The sequence below is a fragment of the Pseudomonas sp. Pmew2 genome, from assembly GCF_058129885.1.
Window position 1 is genome coordinate 2,394,830 of record NZ_CM176702.1, and the last position, 18,735, is coordinate 2,413,564.

The following is an 18,735-nucleotide window of genomic DNA, read 5'->3' on the forward strand; positions in this document are numbered from 1 at the left end:
AGCTCGCAAAGCTGCCGCTCTTATTTTGAAGAAATGAGACCAGCAGGGGCATCCGGGCTGGTACCCGGACTATCTGCGTGATCCCTGGTGACTTGATACAGTCGCTGCACACGACTATTTCAGGATTGCTCTGGTGTCTTCGCCGGTGGTGTCCCCTTACCGAGGGTGACCAAGCATGCAAGAAAGCGTGATGCAGCGCATGTGGAACAGTGCCCACCTATCCGGTGGTAACGCTGCCTATGTGGAAGAGCTCTATGAGCTTTACCTGCACGACCCTAACGCTGTGCCAGAAGAATGGCGCACCTACTTTCAGAAGTTGCCAGCAGACGGCAGCTCTGCCACTGATGTATCGCACTCGACTATTCGCGATCATTTCGTGTTGCTGGCCAAAAACCAGCGCCGCGCTCAACCGGTGTCCGCCGGCAGTGTGAGCAGCGAGCACGAGAAGAAGCAGGTTGAAGTGCTGCGACTGATCCAGGCGTATCGGATGCGTGGCCACCAGGCTGCTCAGCTCGATCCGTTGGGCCTTTGGCAGCGCCCTGCGCCTGCGGATCTGTCGATCAATCATTACGGCTTGACCAATGCCGATCTTGATACGACCTTCCGTGCCGGCGACCTGTTCATCGGCAAAGAGGAAGCGAGCCTACGCGAAATTCATGAAGCGTTGCAGCAGACATATTGTCGCACCATCGGCTCCGAGTTCACCCATATCGTGGATTCCGAGCAGCGCAACTGGTTCATGCAGCGTCTTGAGAGTGTTCGCGGCCGTCCAGCGTTCTCGGCTGATATCCAGAGCCACCTGCTCGAGCGTGTCACCGCAGCCGAAGGTCTCGAGAAGTATCTGGGTACCAAATATCCGGGTACCAAGCGCTTCGGTCTGGAAGGTGGCGAAAGCCTGATCCCGATGCTCGACGAGCTGATTCAGCGTTCCGGGTCCTATGGCACCAAGGAAGTCGTGATCGGTATGGCCCACCGCGGCCGCCTCAACGTACTGGTCAACACTTTTGGCAAGAACCCGCGCGAACTGTTCGACGAGTTCGAAGGCAAGAAAAAAGTGGAACTGGGTTCCGGTGACGTCAAATATCACCAGGGTTTCTCTTCCAACGTCATGACCGCAGGCGGTGAGGTTCACCTTGCCATGGCATTCAACCCGTCTCACCTGGAGATCGTTTCTCCGGTGGTCGAGGGGTCGGTGCGTGCGCGTCAGGATCGTCGCAACGATCCTAACGGTGACAAGGTTCTGCCGATTTCCCTCCACGGCGACGCGGCCTTTGCCGGTCAGGGCGTGGTCATGGAAACCTTCCAGATGTCGCAGACCCGCGGCTTCAAGACGGGCGGCACGATCCACATCGTCATCAACAACCAGGTGGGCTTCACCATCAGCAACCCGCTGGACTCGCGTTCGACCGAGTACGCCACCGACGTTGCCAAGATGATCCAGGCACCGATCCTCCATGTAAATGGTGATGATCCGGAAGCTGTGATGTTCGTGACCCAGCTGGCGATCGATTACCGCATGCAGTTCAAGCGCGATATCGTGATCGATCTGGTCTGCTACCGTCGTCGTGGTCACAACGAAGCTGACGAGCCGAGTGGCACTCAGCCTCTGATGTATCAGCAGATCACCAAGCAGCGCACCACCCGTGAGCTGTATGCCGAGCATTTGATCAAGACCGGCATTCTCGATGAAGCCCGTGTTCAGGCCAAGGTCGATGATTACCGCAGCGCGCTGGACAATGGTCTGCACGTAGTGAAAAGCCTGGTCAAGGAGCCGAACAAGGAGTTGTTCGTCGACTGGCGTCCTTATCTGGGCCACGCCTGGACTGCGCGTCACGACACTCGCTTCGACCTCAAGACCCTGCAGGAACTGTCCGCCAAGCTGATGGAACTTCCTGAAGGCTTCGTCGTGCAGCGTCAGGTTCAGAAGATCTACGAAGACCGTCAGAAGATGCAGGCCGGTGGCTTGCCGATCAACTGGGGTTACGCCGAAACCATGGCATACGCCACGCTGGCGTTCGAAGGTCACCCGATCCGTATGACAGGGCAGGACATCGGTCGCGGTACGTTCTCGCACCGCCACGCCGTACTGCACAACCAGAAAGACGCCGGGACCTATATCCCGCTGCAGAATCTGTACTCCGGTCAGCCGCGTTTCGACCTGTACGACTCGTTCCTGTCGGAAGAGGCCGTGCTGGCATTCGAATACGGTTACTCGACCACCCAGCCGGATGCACTGGTTATCTGGGAAGCGCAGTTCGGCGACTTCGCCAACGGTGCCCAGGTGGTTGTCGACCAGTTCATCACCAGCGGTGAACACAAGTGGGGCCGTCTGTGCGGTCTGACCATGCTGTTGCCTCACGGCTACGAAGGGCAGGGGCCAGAGCACTCGTCGGCACGTCTTGAGCGTTACCTGCAATTGTGTGCCGAGCACAACATTCAGGTGTGCGTACCAACGACTCCGGCGCAGATCTACCATTTGCTGCGTCGTCAGGTCATCCGCCCGCTGCGCAAGCCGCTGATCGTGCTGACTCCCAAGTCGTTGCTGCGTCACAAACTGGCTGTTTCGACCTTGGAAGATCTGGCCGAAGGCTCGTTCCAGACCGTCATTCCGGAAATCGATACCCTCGGTCCGGCCAAGGTCACGCGTCTGGTGCTGTGCAGCGGCAAGGTTTACTACGACCTGCTGGAAAAACGCCGTGCCGAAGGGCGTGAAGACATTGCCATCGTTCGTATCGAGCAGCTGTACCCGTTCCCTGAAGACGACCTGATGGAAACCATCGCGCCGTACACCAACCTGCAGCATGTGGTCTGGTGTCAGGAAGAACCGATGAACCAGGGTGCTTGGTACAGCAGTCAGCACCACCTGCGCCGCAGCATGGGCAACCACAAACGTGAACTCGTTCTTGAGTACGCCGGTCGTGACGCCTCTGCCGCTCCAGCTTGTGGTTACGCTTCGATGCACGCCGAGCAGCAGGAAAAACTGTTGCAAGATGCCTTCACTGTTTAACGCCTTCGAGCATTAGAAACCGAATTAAGGAATTACAGATAATGGCTATCGAGATCAAAGCCCCCTCTTTCCCGGAATCCGTTGCCGATGGCACCATTTCCAAGTGGTACAAAAAAGAGGGTGATGCGGTAAAACGGGACGAGATGCTGGTCGATATCGAGACTGACAAGGTTGTTCTGGAAGTATTGGCCGAAGCTGACGGCGTGATGGGCTCGATCACCAAGGAAGAGGGCGCTATCGTCCTCTCCAACGAAGTGCTTGGCACTTTGAATGATGGTGCCACGGCATCTGCTGCTCCAGCACCTGCTGCTGCGCCTGCCTCTGCTGCGCCTGCCTCGGCACCCGCCGCTGCACCGGCTGCCGCTGGCGAAGAAGACCCGATTGCCGCGCCTGCTGCGCGTCAACTCGCTGAAGAAAACGGTATTAACCTGGCCAGCGTCAAAGGCACTGGTAAAGACGGCCGTATCACCAAGGAAGACGTGGTCGCTGCCGTTGAGGCGAAGAAATCCGCTCCAGCCGCCGCTCCTGCTGCCAAACCTGCTGCCGCTGCCGCTCCGGTTGTCGCTGCTGGCGACCGCACCGAGAAGCGCGTGCCGATGACTCGTGTACGTGCAACCGTTGCCAAGCGTCTGGTCGAAGCCCAGTCGAACATGGCCATGCTGACCACGTTCAACGAAGTCGACATGACCGAAGTCATGGCACTGCGTTCGAAGTACAAGGACCTGTTCGAGAAGTCGCACAACGGCGTGCGTCTGGGCTTTATGTCGTTCTTCGTCAAGGCTGCTACCGAGGCGCTGAAACGCTTCCCGGCTGTCAACGCGTCGATCGACGGCTCCGACATCGTCTACCACGGCTACGCTGACGTCGGTGTTGCAGTGTCCAGCGACCGTGGTCTGGTTGTACCGGTTCTGCGTAACGCCGAGCACATGAGCCTGGCTGAAATCGAAGGCGGCATCGCCACCTTCGGCAAGAAGGCCCGTGATGGCAAACTGTCCATCGACGAGATGACCGGTGGCACCTTCACGATCACTAATGGTGGTACTTTCGGTTCGATGATGTCGACGCCGATCGTCAACCCGCCACAGGCTGCAATTCTGGGCATGCACAACATTCTTCAGCGCCCGATGGCAGTCAACGGTCAGGTAGTGATTCGTCCGATGATGTATCTGGCACTGTCGTACGATCACCGTTTGATTGACGGCAAGGAAGCGGTAACCTTCCTCGTGACCATCAAGAACCTGCTGGAAGATCCGGCTCGTCTGTTGCTGGATATCTGATGAGGCAGCCCGTGGTTGCAAGCTTCAAGTCAGAAGCGATAAAGCGTGCAGCCGGGGCTGGTGTGTTTCACCTGATTAATAGGTCGCAAGTCGTTTTTGCCTGATCGCGGATCGACTTGCAGCTTGCAGCTAAAAGCTCGCAGCTAAAGAGGAACTCTTTGTTATGTCCCAGAAATTCGACGTGGTAGTGATTGGCGCAGGCCCTGGCGGTTATGTTGCCGCCATCAAGGCTGCGCAACTTGGTCTCAAGACTGCCTGCATCGAGAAGTACCAGGACAAGGAGGGCAAACTGGCCCTCGGTGGTACCTGCCTCAACGTTGGTTGCATTCCTTCCAAGGCGCTGCTCGACAGCTCCTGGAAGTTCTATGAAGCCAAGAATGGCTTCAGCGTGCACGGCATCTCGACATCTGAAGTGAACATCGATGTGCCGGCCATGATCGGTCGCAAGTCGACTATCGTCAAAGGCCTGACCGGCGGCGTTGCCAGCCTGTTCAAAGCCAATGGCGTGACCACTCTGCAAGGCCACGGCAAACTGCTGGCTGGAAAGAAGGTCGAGCTGACGGCTGCCGACGGCACCGTTGAAATCATCGAAGCTGACCATGTGATTCTGGCTTCGGGCTCGCGTCCTATCGACATCCCGCCAGCTCCGGTTGACCAGAAAGTCATCGTCGATTCGACCGGCGCTCTGGAATTCCAACAGGTTCCACAGCGTCTGGGCGTCATCGGCGCTGGCGTGATCGGCCTGGAGCTGGGCTCTGTATGGGCTCGCCTTGGCGCTCAGGTCACTGTTCTGGAAGCACTGGACAAGTTCATTCCGGCGGCCGACGAAGCAGTTTCCAAGGAAGCGCTGAAAACCTTCACCAAGCAAGGTCTGGACATCAAGCTGGGCGCTCGCGTGACCGGTTCCAAGGTCGATGGCGAAGAAGTGGTGGTCAGCTACACCGACGCCGCTGGCGAGCAGTCGATTACCTTTGATCGTCTGATCGTTGCCGTTGGCCGTCGTCCAGTGACCACTGACCTGCTGGCATCGGACAGCGGCGTTGATCTGGACGAGCGCGGTTTCATCTACGTTGACGACTACTGCACCACCAGCGTTCCTGGCGTATACGCCATCGGTGACGTGGTGCGTGGCCTGATGCTGGCACACAAGGCGTCGGAAGAAGGCATCATGGTTGTCGAGCGCATCAAGGGCCACAAGGCTCAGATGAACTACAACCTGATCCCGTCGGTTATCTACACCCACCCGGAAATCGCCTGGGTCGGCAAGACCGAGCAGACGCTCAAGGCCGAAGGCGTTGAAGTCAATGTCGGTACGTTCCCGTTCGCGGCCAGCGGCCGTGCCATGGCAGCCAACGACACCGGCGGCTTCGTCAAGATCATAGCCGACGCCAAGACTGACCGCGTACTGGGTGTTCACGTTATTGGTCCAAGCGCTGCCGAGCTGGTACAGCAGGGCGCAATCGCGATGGAATTCGGCAGCAGCGCAGAAGACATCGGCATGATGGTCTTCTCGCACCCGACTCTGTCCGAAGCGCTGCATGAAGCTGCACTGGCTGTGAATGGCGGCGCCATCCATATCCAGAATCGCAAGAAACGCTGAGACAACAAGAGAAACCACGGCGCAGTGCCCGTCGTTGGCCTTGCAAGCAGGGCTTACCGCGGAATCTGCGCCGGACTCGACCTCTCAGGCGGCTTCACGAGTGTCCCACGGCACTTGCGGAGTCCACCCGGAGTAGCGGTCACAGGTGGTGCGGCACGCTGACGTGCAGCACCGAATGCGCAGTACCTAAACGAAGACGGTAATAAGCATGAATCTTCACGAGTATCAGGGTAAGCAGCTGTTCGCTGAGTACGGCCTGCCAGTATCCAAGGGTTACGCGGTAGACACCCCGGAAGCAGCAGCAGAAGCCTGCGACAAGATCGGCGGAACCGAGTGGGTCGTCAAAGCCCAGGTTCACGCAGGTGGTCGCGGTAAAGCGGGCGGCGTAAAGCTGGTTCGCAGCAAGGAAGACGCTGCTGCGTTCGCTCAACAGTGGTTGGGCAAGCGCCTGGTGACTTACCAGACTGACGCCAACGGTCAGCCGGTGACCAAGATCCTGGTCGAATCGTGCACCGACATCGCCAAAGAGCTGTATCTGGGCGCTGTGGTCGATCGTTCCAGCCGTCGTATCGTGTTCATGGCTTCCACCGAAGGTGGCGTGGACATCGAGAAGATCGCTCACGACACTCCTGAAAAGATTCTCAAGGCAACGATCGACCCACTGGTCGGCGCTCAGCCGTTCCAGGGCCGCGATCTGGCATTCCAGCTGGGTCTGGAAGGCAAGCAGGTCACTCAGTTCGCCAAGATCTTCACCGGTCTGGCCAAGCTGTTCCAGGACCATGACCTGGCCCTGCTGGAAGTGAACCCGCTGGTGATCAAGGCTGACGGCGATCTGCACTGCCTGGACGCGAAGATCAACATCGACGCCAACGCCATGTACCGTCAGCCCAAGCTGAAGGGCTTCCACGATCCTTCGCAGGACGACCCTCGCGAAGCTCACGCCGCCAAGTTCGAACTGAACTACGTAGCGCTGGAAGGCAACATCGGCTGCATGGTCAACGGTGCTGGCCTGGCCATGGGTACCATGGACATCGTCAACCTGCATGGCGGCAAGCCTGCAAACTTCCTTGACGTTGGCGGTGGTGCCACCAAGGAACGCGTTACCGAAGCGTTCAAGATCATCCTGTCCGACACCAACGTCGCCGCAGTACTGGTCAACATCTTCGGCGGCATCGTTCGTTGCGACATGATTGCCGAAGGCATCATCGGTGCAGTGAAAGAAGTCGGCGTGAAAATCCCGGTTGTTGTTCGCCTTGAAGGTAACAACGCTGAACTGGGCGCTAAAGTACTGGCAGAAAGCGGTTTGAACATCATCGCTGCGACCAGCCTGACCGACGCTGCTCAACAAGTTGTCAAAGCCGCGGAGGGCAAGTAATGAGCGTCCTGATCAATAAAGACACCAAGGTTATCTGCCAGGGTTTCACTGGTTCGCAAGGTACCTTCCACTCCGAGCAAGCCATTGCCTACGGCACCAAAATGGTTGGCGGCGTGACTCCAGGCAAGGGCGGCACCACGCACCTGAACCTGCCAGTGTTCAACACTGTGAAAGAAGCCGTAGACACCACTGGCGCTACTGCCAGCGTCATCTATGTTCCGGCTCCTTTCTGCAAGGATTCCATCCTTGAAGCAGCGTTCGGCGGCATCAAGCTGATCGTCTGCATCACCGAAGGCATCCCGACCATCGACATGCTGGAAGCCAAGGTCAAGTGCGACGAGCTGGGTGTGATCCTGATCGGTCCTAACTGCCCAGGTGTCATCACTCCGGGCGAGTGCAAGATCGGCATCATGCCAGGTCATATTCACTTGCCAGGCAAGGTAGGCATCGTGTCGCGTTCCGGCACCCTGACCTACGAAGCTGTGAAGCAGACCACTGACGCCGGTTTCGGTCAGTCCACCTGTGTAGGTATCGGTGGTGACCCGATCCCTGGTTCGAACTTCATCGACATCCTGAAGCTGTTCCAGGAAGACCCGAAGACCGAAGCGATCGTCATGATCGGCGAGATCGGCGGTTCGGCTGAAGAAGAAGCGGCTGCCTACATCAAGGCACACGTGACCAAGCCTGTTGTTTCCTACATCGCTGGTGTTACTGCTCCTCCGGGCAAGCGCATGGGCCATGCCGGTGCAATCATCTCGGGTGGTAAAGGTACTGCAGACGAGAAATTCGCTGCACTGCAGGACGCTGGTGTAAAAACCGTGCGCTCCCTGGCAGACATCGGCAAGGCCCTGGCCGAGCTGACTGGCTGGCCAACCAAGTAAGCTTCACTGTTTGCTGATCAGGTAAGCTCGCTTGCCTGATTCGAGCAATCGACAAAAGCCACCTTCGGGTGGCTTTTGTTTGGGCGCCTGAAAAGGTTCGCCTTACCCCGTCTGGTTCACCTGGACCTCTCATTGCCGGCATTTCCAACTGTCTGGGGCTTTACATCCGCCAACAAACGGTGCGTCGTCGGCTGGCGCGCCCTGAGACAGTGCATTTTCGGTCGAAGTTGGCTACCCTGTCCGCCGTTTTTGCGTTGCCCTCACGAGGGGCGTTTCGCAAGGTACTGCCACGTCTTACGCCGACGGGCTGCGTCTGCCCCATTCATGGGTGACGTCCCATCCCTTATTTCGATTCCGTGTGGTCCCTCGTAATGAAAGTGTTGAAAGGCCAGGACATCCTGGCACTCGGTTTTATGACATTTGCCCTGTTTGTCGGGGCTGGCAACATTATCTTCCCTCCTATTGTCGGCCTGCAGGCCGGACCACATGTCTGGATGGCGGCGCTGGGCTTTCTGGTCACGGCGGTCGGGCTGCCGGTCGTTACGGTGATTGCTCTGGCCAGGGTAGGGGGGGCAATGGATGCCCTGAGCAGTCCGATCGGCAAGATTGCCGGCGGGGCGCTCGCAGCCGTCTGCTATCTGGCGGTCGGCCCGCTGTTCGCGACCCCGCGTACCGCGACCGTCTCGTTTGAAGTCGGCCTGGCACCTCTGACCGGTGACACTCCAGTCGCGTTGTTCCTCTACAGCCTGGCGTATTTTCTGGTGGTGTTCTGGGTTTCATTGTATCCGGGGCGCTTGCTCGACACGGTCGGGCGCTTTTTGGCACCGCTCAAGATTATCGCCCTTGCAGTATTGGGGATCGCGGCATTCGCATTACCCGCAGGCGGAATAGGCGAGGCTGAGCCCGCCTATGCCGCTGCGCCGTTTTCCCAGGGTTTCATCAATGGTTATCTGACCATGGACACCCTCGGGGCGCTGGTCTTTGGGATTGTCATCGTCAATGCCATTCGCTCTCGTGGTGTCGAGTCACCACGTCTGATCACGCGCTACGCGATCATTGCCGGGCTCATTGCCGGTGTCGGGCTGGCGCTGGTGTATGTCAGCCTGTTTCGCCTGGGTTCCGGCAGCCATGCGGTCGCGGCAGGCGCAAGCAACGGCGCGGCGGTTCTGCATGCCTACGTGCAGCACACCTTCGGTTCATTGGGCAGCGGTTTTCTCGCCGTGCTGATTTCATTGGCGTGTCTGGTGACTGCGGTAGGCCTGACCTGTGCCTGTGCTGAATACTTTGCCAAGGTGCTGCCGCTGTCCTACCGGACGCTAGTGATCATCCTGGCGGTGTTCTCGCTGCTGGTATCCAATCTGGGGCTGACCAAGCTGATCCAGTTTTCGATTCCGGTACTCACCGCTATCTATCCACCGTGTATCGTGCTGGTGGCGCTGAGCTTCTGCAAAGGCTTTTGGCAGAGCCAGGGACGGGTTGTTGCACCGGTGATGCTGGTATCGCTCATCTTTGGCCTGATCGACGCGCTGAAGGGTGCCGGTTTTACTGACTATCTGCCGGGTGTGCTGACCAGTCTGCCGCTGAGTGATCAAGGCCTGGCATGGCTGGTGCCCTCGGTAATCACGCTGGCGGGCGCTGTAGCCGTTGACAGGCTCATGGGCAAGCGCAGCGAGGCGCTGGCTTGAAGTCGGTACACGATTAATGTCGAACTGACGTTACGTGCCAAGTGAAACGAGTTAAATGAAAAAGCCCGCTTTAAGCGGGCTTTTTTAGTTCTGTAAGCGTTTCAGCCTTACTTGGTGGCTGGCGCTGCTTCTGGCGCTTTGTTGGCGTTCTCATTGGTACGCTGCTGAGCGGCTTCAGCGTTCTTCTGAGCGGCTTCCTGGCTTTCCTTGGCCGCGTCATTCACTTTTTCCTGAGCCTTTTCCATCGACTCCTGGGACTGCTGAGCTGCCTTGTTGGCATCTTGCTGAGTGTTTTCGGACTTTTTGTCACAGGCGGCAAGGCCCAGGGTGGCAGAAAGCATCAAGGCATAGGCTAAAGATTTACGCATGGGGTGTTTCTCCTTATTGAGTGTTCACGAGGCTAAGAGCCTGCCGTCATGAGTTAAGTTCCACCCGTGATGACAATATCGGAGGCCGTTGTTTCGCGGTCGTTACAGGCCGATAGCGCCGTGCCGATTGCGGACAGTTCTGGCGAGCACCCACCAACGCAATGCGTGCGGTATCCGGCGCATGAAACACGCTCCGCGCATCATTGGCTCTTGAAATCCCCGACCCAGCCCCCACCTTGATGACTACCCGCTGTCACACGGGCTTATGCCTGATCGTGACGGCTTATACCATCCAGATCGGAGTTTGATGATTATGAGTGTGGAAACTCAAAAGGAAACCCTGGGCTTCCAGACCGAGGTAAAGCAACTGCTGCACCTCATGATCCATTCGCTGTATTCCAACAAGGAAATTTTCCTTCGCGAATTGATCTCGAACGCGTCTGACGCGGTCGACAAATTGCGTTTTGAAGCGTTGTCCAAGCCGGAGTTGCTGGAAGGCGGCGCCGAGCTGAAAATTCGTGTGAGCTTCGACAAGGACGCGAAGACCGTTACGCTTGAAGACAACGGCATCGGTATGAGCCGTGAAGACGTGATCACCCACCTGGGCACGATCGCCAAGTCCGGCACCGCTGATTTCATGAAAAACCTGTCGGGCGACCAGAAGAAGGACTCGCACCTGATCGGTCAGTTCGGCGTGGGTTTCTATTCGGCATTCATCGTTGCCGATCAGGTCGAAGTGTTCAGCCGTCGTGCCGGCACGCCAGCGAATGAAGGCGTGCACTGGTCCTCCAAGGGCGAAGGCGAGTTCGAAGTTGCCACCGTCGACAAGGCTGATCGTGGCACCCGTATTGTTCTGCACCTGAAAAACGGTGAAGAGGAATTCGCTGACGGCTACCGTCTGCGTAACATCATCAAAAAATACTCCGACCATATCGCCTTGCCGATCGAGCTGCCCAAAGAGCAGGCTCCGGCAGCCGAAGGCGAGGAGGCACCGGCGCCGGAGTGGGAAACCGTCAACCGCGCCAGCGCCCTCTGGACCCGTCCGCGCACCGAGGTGAAGGATGAGGAGTATCAGGAGTTCTACAAGCATGTCGCGCACGACTACGAGAACCCGCTGAGCTGGAGCCATAACAAGGTTGAAGGCAAGCTGGAATACACTTCGCTGCTGTACGTGCCTGCGCGTGCTCCGTTTGATTTGTATCAGCGCGAAGCACCGCGCGGCCTGAAGCTCTATGTGCAGCGCGTCTTCGTCATGGATCAGGCCGAGTCGTTCCTGCCGCTGTACATGCGCTTCGTCAAGGGCGTGGTCGACTCCAATGACCTTTCGCTGAACGTTTCCCGCGAAATCCTGCAGAAGGACCCGATCATCGACTCGATGAAGTCGGCGTTGACCAAGCGCGTGCTGGACATGCTGGAGAAGCTGGCGAAAAACGAACCCGAGCAGTACAAGGGTTTCTGGAAAAACTTCGGCCAGGTCCTCAAGGAAGGTCCGGCAGAAGACTTCGCCAATAAGGAAAAAATCGCCGGTCTGCTGCGTTTCGCATCGACGTCCGACGACAGCGGTGAACAGAGCGTTTCTCTGGCCGAGTACCTCGCGCGGGCCAAGGAAGGTCAGGACAAGATTTACTACCTCACTGGCGAATCCTACGCACAGGTCAAGAACAGCCCGCACCTTGAAGTCTTCCGCAAGAAAGGCATCGAAGTGCTGCTGCTGACCGACCGTATCGACGAGTGGCTGATGAGCTACCTGAGCGATTTCGACGGCAAGGGCTTTGTGGATGTGGCTCGTGGTGACTTGGATCTGGGCAATCTTGACTCCGAAGAGGACAAGAAGGCTCAGGAAGAGATCGCCAAGGACAAAGAGGGCCTGATCGAGCGTCTGAAAGCTGCGCTGGGTGAGTCTGTAAGCGAAGTGCGTGTTTCCCATCGTCTGACCGATTCACCTGCGATTCTGGCCATTGGCGAGCAGGACATGGGGCTGCAGATGCGTCAGATTCTGGAAGCCAGCGGGCAGAAGGTTCCGGACTCCAAGCCAATCTTCGAATTCAACCCGGCCCACCCGCTGATCGGCAAGCTCGATGCCGAGCAGAGCGAAGAGCGCTTCGGCGATCTGTCGCACATCCTGTTCGATCAGGCGGCGCTGGCCGCCGGTGACAGCCTCAAGGATCCAGCTGCGTATGTGCGTCGTCTGAACAAGCTGTTGGTAGAACTGTCGGTTTGATAGCCGGTTGACAAGAAACCCGCCTCGGCGGGTTTTTTGTTTCAGTTCCCGCGACACGTTTTTCATCTCCCTAACGATCAGGAGTCAGTAATGAGCAGCAACATCGAAATTCGTTCTGTGGTCTATCAGATCGATGGCCAGACTTATGAAAGCCGTCTTGTGTACGACCCGAAAGCTAGCGCTGCACAGCCAGGGCTGCTGATGGCGCCTAACTGGATGGGTGTCAGCCAGGGTGCTGAAGACATCGCCAAAGCGGTCGCTGCGAAGGGTTATGTAGTGCTGCTGGCTGATCTTTACGGTCAGCAGATTCGCCCGAGTAACAATGACGAGGCGGGCGCTGCCATGACGCCGCTCAAGAATGATCGCGGTCTTCTGCGCAAGCGTATGCAGGCAGGCCTCGACCAGTTGTTGAGCCAGGCGGATGTGTCTCTGGACTCAAGCAAGATCGCAACATTCGGTTTCTGCTTCGGTGGCTGCTGCTCGCTGGAGCTCGCACGTACCGGGGCCGAGCTGAAGGCTGCCATTTCGTTCCACGGCACGCTGGACACGCCCAACCCGGCTGATGCGAAGAACATCAAGGGCTCGGTACTGGTTCTCCACGGTGCGTCGGACCCGCTGGTGCCAAAAGAGCAATTGCCTGCTTTTGAAGAGGAAATGAACGCCGCTGGTGTGGATTGGCAGCTGCACAGTTACGGTGGGGCATTCCATTCCTTCACCGACCCGCACGCCAATGTTCCCGGCATGATGATGTACGACGCCAAAGTGTCGAGCCGTGCGTTCAAGTCGATGCATGATTTGTTGAGCGAAGTGTTCGGCTGAAGGAACACCTATCGTCCCCTAGGGCGTGCAGGGGAACACTATCGTGCCCATGCTCCGCGTGGGCATGCCGGTCTGGGCGCTCTGCGTCCTCTTTCGACGCAGAGCGTCGTGAACTGCATTCCCACGCTGGAGCGTGAGGAACGAGCGGTGTTCTGAAGATCCATCGTTCCTGCAGCCATGCCGGAGAACAACAGCCACTTTGGCCTATTCACAAAAAAGGCGCCTCGAAAGGCGCCTTTTTGTTTGTCGCAAAAGCAGTATTACTTGCCCGCCCAGCGCTTCAACACCAGCGTAGCGTTGGTGCCACCGAAGCCGAAGCTGTTGCTCATGACCAGGTCAAGCTTCGCATCTTCACGCGTCTTGAGCAGGATCGGCATGTCGGCAACTACCGGGTCAAGTTCGTCGATGTTCGCCGAGCCTGCGATGAAGTTGTTTTCCATCATCAGCAGGCAATAGATCGCTTCGTGAACACCGGCGGCACCCAGCGAGTGGCCCGACAGGCTCTTGGTGGAGCTGATCGCCGGAGCTTTGGCGCCGAATACTTCGCGCACGCCCTCCATTTCCTTGGCGTCGCCGACCGGAGTCGAGGTGCCGTGGGTGTTGATGTAGTCAATGTCGCCGGAGTTGATATCACCCAGGGCCATCTGCATGCAGCGAATTGCACCTTCACCGCTTGGCGCAACCATGTCGTAGCCGTCGGATGTAGCACCGTAGCCGACGATTTCAGCATAGATTTTCGCGCCGCGTGCCAGAGCGTGTTCCAGCTCTTCGACAACGACCATGCCGCCGCCACCGGCAATGACGAAACCGTCACGCTTGGCGTCGTAAGCGCGGGAGGCTTTTTCCGGCGTCTCGTTGTACTGAGTTGACAGTGCGCCCATTGCGTCGAACAGGAACGACTGGCTCCAGTGCTCTTCTTCGCCGCCACCGGCAAAGACGATGTCCTGTTTACCCAGCTGGATCTGCTCGACAGCGTTGCCGATGCAGTGAGCGCTGGTGGCGCAGGCGGACGAAATGGAGTAGTTCACGCCCTTGATCTTGAACGGCGTGGCCAGGCAGGCCGAAACGGTACTGCCCATGGTCCGCGTGACACGGTAAGGACCGACGCGCTTGACGCCTTTTTCGCGCAGGGTATCCAGCGCTTCCATCTGGTTAAGGGTCGATGCGCCGCCGCTGCCAGCGATCAGGCCGGTACGCACGTTGGAAACCTGTTCCTCGGTAAGACCCGAATCAGTGATTGCGTCTTTCATCGCCAGGTAGGCATAAGCTGCCGCATGACCGACGAAGCGAAAGATCTTGCGATCGATCAGTTCTTCCAGATTCAGGTCGATGGAGCCGGAAACCTGGCTGCGCAGACCCATTTCGGCATATTCCGGGTTGAAGCGGATGCCAGGGCGGTTAGCACGCAGGTTAGCGGTGACGGTCTCTTTGTCATTGCCCAAGCAGGAAACAATACCCAGACCAGTGATAACGACGCGGCGCATGCGAGTACCCTTAGAAATTTTCAGTGGAAGTAAACACGCCGACCCGAAGGCCTTCGGCGGTATAGATTTCACGACCGTCGACACTCACTGAGCCGTCGGCGATGGCCAGGTTCAGTTTGCCTTTCAGGACGCGCTTGATATGAATGTTGTAGGTGACTTTTTTGGCGGTAGGCAGCACCTGACCGAAAAACTTCACCTCGCCCGAACCCAGGGCGCGGCCACGGCCGGGGTTACCCTGCCAGCCAAGATAGAAACCAACCAGTTGCCACATGGCGTCAAGGCCCAGGCATCCTGGCATCACCGGATCACCTTCAAAGTGGCAGGCAAAAAACCACAGGTCCGGGTTGATATCCAGTTCGGCGACCAATTCACCCTTGCTGAACTTGCCACCTTCGTCGCTGATGTGTGTGATGCGATCGACCATCAGCATGTTGGGGGCGGGCAGTTGCGCATTACCTGGGCCGAACAGCTCGCCACGACTGCAGCGCAGCAGGTCTTCCCGGGTAAAGGCGTGTTGTTTGGTCATGCGAGCTCCTCAATAATCTCGTGCGGCAGGTTGTGGCGTCACTGGCTAGAACGCTGGTCCTGTCGTACCAATTCGCCAGGACCCTGTCCGGCAGCCTACTCATAGACTGTTGCGTTGTAATGAAAGTCACAGATCAGGTGAAATCAAGGTACACCTGTTCACTGAATTTTGTCATTCAGCCGATTTTGCTGGCTGATTTGCGTGCCAAGACTGCCGCAATTTAACATTTATCGCCAGTCACAGGTGCGTCAAAGGGCAGCCAACGGTGTAAAACCTGCTGTAAATCAGCGTGTTTGAAAGGTTTAGCCAGGTAATCATCCATACCTGCATGTAAACACGCGTCCCGATCACCCTGCAGTGCATTGGCAGTCAGGGCAATGATTGGGATTCGTTCCAGACCGGAAAGTTGCCTGATTCTACGTGTGGCTTCATAGCCGTCCATGACCGGCAGTCGGCAATCCATGAGGATCAGTGCGTGGTTTCCCGCGCTTGCCTTCATCACCGCTTCGGCGCCATCCACCGCCACGTCGACTTCGCAACCCAGATTACGCAACATGGCCTGCACCACGGTGCGGTTCACCGGGTTGTCCTCGACCAGCAATATGCTGCGCTCCTTGCCATGTGCATCGAGTACCGACAGCGGCTTGGCGATATCCACTGAAACATCGCGTGAAACGGGCAGCGGGATTTGCAGCGTGAAAACAGAACCCGAACCCTCCTGGCTCTCGGCACGCAGTGTGCCGCCCATGCGTTCGGCAAGGGTACGGGCAATCGGCAGTCCCAACCCCGTGCCGCCGTAGCGCCTGGAAATCGAGCTGTCGGCCTGTTTGAACGCATCGAACATCGACTCCAGTCGCTCGGCGTCGATACCAATGCCGCTGTCATGCACTGCACAGGTAAAGTGCAGTTGGTCATTGTCGAGCATCGCCCATTGGGCGACAACGCTGACCTTGCCTTGCTCGGTAAATTTAAGTGCGTTGCCGATCAGATTCACCAGGATCTGCCTGATCCGGGTCGGGTCGCCTGTGACGGTCACTGTGTCCAGTCCAGGCTGAATATGCAGTTCCAGTAGCAGCTCGCGTTGCAGCGCGCTGTGGTTGAACGCGTGGGTCGAGGCACTGACCAGTTCGGCCAGGTTGAACGCTATGCCTTCCATTTGCAGGGCATCGCGTTCAATGCGGGAAAAATCGAGAATGTCGTTGATGACCCGTAGCAGATGCTCGGTTGACTCGGTCGCCAGCGTCGCATACTCGCTTTGCTCAGCGGTCATGCGCGTGGTTTCCATCAGTTGCAGCATGCCCAGTACGCCGTTCATGGGGGTTCGCAACTCGTGACTCATCATTGCCAGAAAATCCGACTTGGCGCGGTTGGCCTGTTCGGCTTCCTCACGTGTCTGGATCAACTGCGCCACCGAGCGCTGCTGTTCAAGGCTGGTGCGGTGCAGGTTCTCTGCCAGATTGTTGATGTGCCGCGCCAGTGCGCCTAACTCGGCATCGTCGCTGACCGGCAGGGGCACATGGTAGTCGCCCTGCTGAATCGCCTTGAGAGCTTCGCCCATTTCCTTGACGGGTCTTGACAGGCTCAAGGCCAGGCCGCGGGCCAGCAAAAAAGCGAACAGCAACGCGCCCAGCGCCAGAACACCGGCCTTGAGCAATATTTCCTGTTGCCGTCGACTGAAGGCTTCATTGGACATCCCGACCAATACTCGTCCCAGATAGCTCTGCGACGTATTTTCAGGTGCCTGGCGATTGCCTTTGGGCGACGTGGCGGGGTGACTGTTAGCCTTTGCGCGCTGTGGGTAGACAGAGGCCTGGAATATTTCCATCTGCCGTACCAACTGCTCGTTTTCGCGGGGCTGATCTATATAGATCATGGCCGTATTGGAGCTGTCCTGAATCTCTACATAGCGAACGCTGGGCATGGACAGGGTGGCGCGCATCAACGCCTTCAACCCGTCGATATCGCCTGTCGCCACACCCGGTTCGACGGCCATGGCCAATTGATTGGCGATGAGCTGCCCGGTGTGATTGAGCTCCTGACGCAAGTCCTGAATACGCACGAAGGTGAAAAAACTGATCAGCAGAGCCGTCAACAACAGGGCAGGGCCCAGGCTGATGATCTGAGTGCGGGTATTGATATCCCAGTGCCGAAATTTCATCGGCTGCGTGCCTTGCGCGCAATGCTTTGCGCTGGTGACTCGATTGATGCGTCCATGCCTGTTCGCCCGTTGGTCGCGACCCGGTCCGGCTGTGCAGCGCAGTGCCGGGTGTCTCGATAATTCATGCTGTGCACGCATGTTAACCGAGATAGCGCGCGTTTCCAGCGAACTTGTTGTCGCATGCCGCCCTGCATGCTCGACAGATCAGCTTTGTTGCTGGCCGATACCGCGGCGCTCCGTATAATGCTGGCATCGCCACTTGAATGGCTCTGGATGGATAGTTTTATGACCACACAGCAACCAGTCGCGGTTCTTGGTGGTGGCAGCTTCGGCACTGCCATTGCAAATCTGCTGGCCGAGAACGGCCATCAGGTTCTCCAGTGGATGCGTGATCCGGAGCAGGCGCAGGCGATTCGCGTCAACCGTGAGAACCCCCGTTACCTCAAGGGCATCAAGGTTCGGCCCGAAGTCGAGCCGGTAACCGACATCACCGCCACGCTTGAGGCCTGCGAGCTGATTTTCGTCGCTCTGCCTTCAAGCGCACTGCGCGCGGTACTCTCGCCCCATGTCGAGCGCCTGAACGGCAAGATGCTGGTCAGCCTGACCAAAGGTATTGAAGCGCAGAGCTTCAAATTGATGAGCCAGATCCTCGAAGAGATCGTTCCCCAGGCGCGTATCGGCGTATTGTCCGGGCCCAACCTGGCCCGGGAGATCGCCGAGCATGCGTTGACCGCCACCGTGGTTGCCAGCGAAGACGAGGCGCTGTGTCAGCAGGTCCAGGCCGCGCTGCATGGTCGTACTTTTCGGGTCTATGCCAGCAACGACCGGTTTGGTGTAGAGCTGGGTGGGGCATTGAAGAACGTCTACGCAATTATCGCTGGCATGGCCGTAGCGCTGGACATGGGCGAAAACACCAAGAGCATGCTGATCACCCGGGCGCTGGCCGAAATGACCCGTTTTGCGGTCAGTCAGGGTGCCAACCCGATGACCTTTCTCGGCCTGGCCGGGGTGGGCGATCTGATCGTCACCTGTTCCTCACCCAAAAGTCGCAATTATCAGGTCGGGTTTGCGCTGGGCCAGGGGCTGACGCTGGAGGAGGCGGTCACTCGTCTGGGCGAAGTAGCCGAGGGCGTGAACACGCTCAAGGTGCTTAAGGTCAAAGCGCAGGAGGTTCAGGTCTATATGCCATTGGTCGCCGGGCTGCATGCGATTCTTTTTGAAGGCCGTACGCTCAGTCAGGTCATCGAGGCGTTGATGCGTGCCGAGCCCAAGACGGACGTCGATTTCATTTCGATTACCGGCTTTAATTGAACTCATTCCGATCAGGGAGAATG

General features: G+C 57.8%; 13 protein-coding genes. 9 read left to right on the forward strand and 4 right to left on the reverse strand.

Annotated elements, in window-relative coordinates:
- The first annotated feature begins 175 nt into the window (after positions 1-175).
- From AC4ANK_RS10840 to brnQ, 6 genes are all read left to right on the forward strand, one after another.
- Complete coding sequence (locus tag AC4ANK_RS10840) at positions 176-3,007, forward strand: 2-oxoglutarate dehydrogenase E1 component (protein ID WP_002552978.1); 2,832 nt, start codon at positions 176-178, stop codon at positions 3,005-3,007.
- A 41-nt stretch (positions 3,008-3,048) separates the two neighbouring features.
- Positions 3,049-4,284: a 2-oxoglutarate dehydrogenase complex dihydrolipoyllysine-residue succinyltransferase gene (odhB, locus tag AC4ANK_RS10845; protein ID WP_002552979.1), complete on the forward strand. Its 1,236-nt coding sequence runs from the start codon at positions 3,049-3,051 to the stop codon at positions 4,282-4,284.
- Positions 4,285-4,447: 163 nt separating this feature from the next.
- Positions 4,448-5,884, forward strand: a complete 1,437-nt coding sequence (gene lpdA / locus AC4ANK_RS10850) for a dihydrolipoyl dehydrogenase (RefSeq protein ID WP_002552980.1) — start codon at positions 4,448-4,450, stop codon at positions 5,882-5,884.
- A 208-nt stretch (positions 5,885-6,092) separates the two neighbouring features.
- The gene (gene sucC, locus AC4ANK_RS10855) at positions 6,093-7,259 is read left to right on the forward strand and encodes an ADP-forming succinate--CoA ligase subunit beta (protein WP_002552981.1); all 1,167 of its coding nucleotides are present in this window, start codon (positions 6,093-6,095) and stop codon (positions 7,257-7,259) included.
- Positions 7,259-8,140 carry a succinate--CoA ligase subunit alpha gene (gene sucD / locus AC4ANK_RS10860; protein ID WP_004664700.1) on the forward strand — a complete coding sequence of 294 codons (882 nt, stop codon included), beginning with the start codon at positions 7,259-7,261 and terminating at the stop codon, positions 8,138-8,140. The genes sucC and sucD overlap by 1 nt, the downstream gene beginning before the upstream one ends.
- A 371-nt stretch (positions 8,141-8,511) precedes the next feature.
- Complete coding sequence (brnQ, locus tag AC4ANK_RS10865) at positions 8,512-9,825, forward strand: branched-chain amino acid transport system II carrier protein (RefSeq protein ID WP_002552984.1); 1,314 nt, start codon at positions 8,512-8,514, stop codon at positions 9,823-9,825.
- Positions 9,826-9,932: 107 nt separating this feature from the next.
- Here the strand turns inward: brnQ and AC4ANK_RS10870 are convergent, their stop codons facing one another.
- Positions 9,933-10,193, reverse strand: coding sequence for a lipoprotein (locus AC4ANK_RS10870; RefSeq protein ID WP_002552985.1), 261 nt, complete (start codon positions 10,191-10,193; stop codon positions 9,933-9,935).
- 313 nt (positions 10,194-10,506) lie between these two features.
- Between AC4ANK_RS10870 and htpG the strand changes: the two genes are divergently transcribed.
- Entirely contained in the window at positions 10,507-12,414 is a 1,908-nt protein-coding gene (htpG, locus tag AC4ANK_RS10875) for a molecular chaperone HtpG (RefSeq protein WP_031594909.1), read from the forward strand.
- 90 nt (positions 12,415-12,504) lie between these two features.
- On the forward strand, positions 12,505-13,233 hold the full coding sequence (locus AC4ANK_RS10880; RefSeq protein ID WP_002552987.1) for a dienelactone hydrolase family protein: 729 nt from the start codon (positions 12,505-12,507) through the stop codon (positions 13,231-13,233).
- Between the two features lie 260 nt (positions 13,234-13,493).
- On the opposite strand, the gene fabB is transcribed toward AC4ANK_RS10880, so the two are convergent.
- From fabB to AC4ANK_RS10895, 3 genes are all read right to left on the reverse strand, one after another.
- The gene (gene fabB / locus AC4ANK_RS10885) at positions 13,494-14,717 is read right to left on the reverse strand and encodes a beta-ketoacyl-ACP synthase I (RefSeq protein WP_002552988.1); all 1,224 of its coding nucleotides are present in this window, start codon (positions 14,715-14,717) and stop codon (positions 13,494-13,496) included.
- Positions 14,718-14,727: 10 nt separating this feature from the next.
- Positions 14,728-15,243: a 3-hydroxyacyl-[acyl-carrier-protein] dehydratase FabA gene (fabA, locus tag AC4ANK_RS10890; RefSeq protein WP_002552989.1), complete on the reverse strand. Its 516-nt coding sequence runs from the start codon at positions 15,241-15,243 to the stop codon at positions 14,728-14,730.
- 220 nt (positions 15,244-15,463) lie between these two features.
- Positions 15,464-17,401 (reverse strand): ATP-binding protein, encoded by a 1,938-nt coding sequence (locus AC4ANK_RS10895; RefSeq protein WP_031594907.1) that lies wholly within the window; start codon positions 17,399-17,401, stop codon positions 15,464-15,466.
- Positions 17,402-17,686: 285 nt separating this feature from the next.
- On the opposite strand from AC4ANK_RS10895, the gene AC4ANK_RS10900 reads away from it, so the two are divergent.
- Positions 17,687-18,712 carry an NAD(P)H-dependent glycerol-3-phosphate dehydrogenase gene (locus AC4ANK_RS10900; protein ID WP_002552991.1) on the forward strand — a complete coding sequence of 342 codons (1,026 nt, stop codon included), beginning with the start codon at positions 17,687-17,689 and terminating at the stop codon, positions 18,710-18,712.
- The last annotated feature ends 23 nt before the right edge of the window (positions 18,713-18,735 follow it).

Bases quoted from the DNA above. Each gene is read 5' to 3' on its own strand.
- AC4ANK_RS10895 (WP_031594907.1), bottom strand. From the start codon at position 17,401: ATGAAATTTCGGCACTGGGATATCAATACCCGCACTCAGATCATCAGC.
- sucC (WP_002552981.1), top strand. From the start codon at position 6,093: ATGAATCTTCACGAGTATCAGGGTAAGCAGCTGTTCGCTGAGTACGGC.
- AC4ANK_RS10870 (WP_002552985.1), bottom strand. From the start codon at position 10,193: ATGCGTAAATCTTTAGCCTATGCCTTGATGCTTTCTGCCACCCTGGGC.
- AC4ANK_RS10840 (WP_002552978.1), top strand. From the start codon at position 176: ATGCAAGAAAGCGTGATGCAGCGCATGTGGAACAGTGCCCACCTATCC.
- fabA (WP_002552989.1), bottom strand. From the start codon at position 15,243: ATGACCAAACAACACGCCTTTACCCGGGAAGACCTGCTGCGCTGCAGT.
- lpdA (WP_002552980.1), top strand. From the start codon at position 4,448: ATGTCCCAGAAATTCGACGTGGTAGTGATTGGCGCAGGCCCTGGCGGT.
- brnQ (WP_002552984.1), top strand. From the start codon at position 8,512: ATGAAAGTGTTGAAAGGCCAGGACATCCTGGCACTCGGTTTTATGACA.
- htpG (WP_031594909.1), top strand. From the start codon at position 10,507: ATGAGTGTGGAAACTCAAAAGGAAACCCTGGGCTTCCAGACCGAGGTA.
- AC4ANK_RS10880 (WP_002552987.1), top strand. From the start codon at position 12,505: ATGAGCAGCAACATCGAAATTCGTTCTGTGGTCTATCAGATCGATGGC.
- odhB (WP_002552979.1), top strand. From the start codon at position 3,049: ATGGCTATCGAGATCAAAGCCCCCTCTTTCCCGGAATCCGTTGCCGAT.
- sucD (WP_004664700.1), top strand. From the start codon at position 7,259: ATGAGCGTCCTGATCAATAAAGACACCAAGGTTATCTGCCAGGGTTTC.
- AC4ANK_RS10900 (WP_002552991.1), top strand. From the start codon at position 17,687: ATGACCACACAGCAACCAGTCGCGGTTCTTGGTGGTGGCAGCTTCGGC.
- fabB (WP_002552988.1), bottom strand. From the start codon at position 14,717: ATGCGCCGCGTCGTTATCACTGGTCTGGGTATTGTTTCCTGCTTGGGC.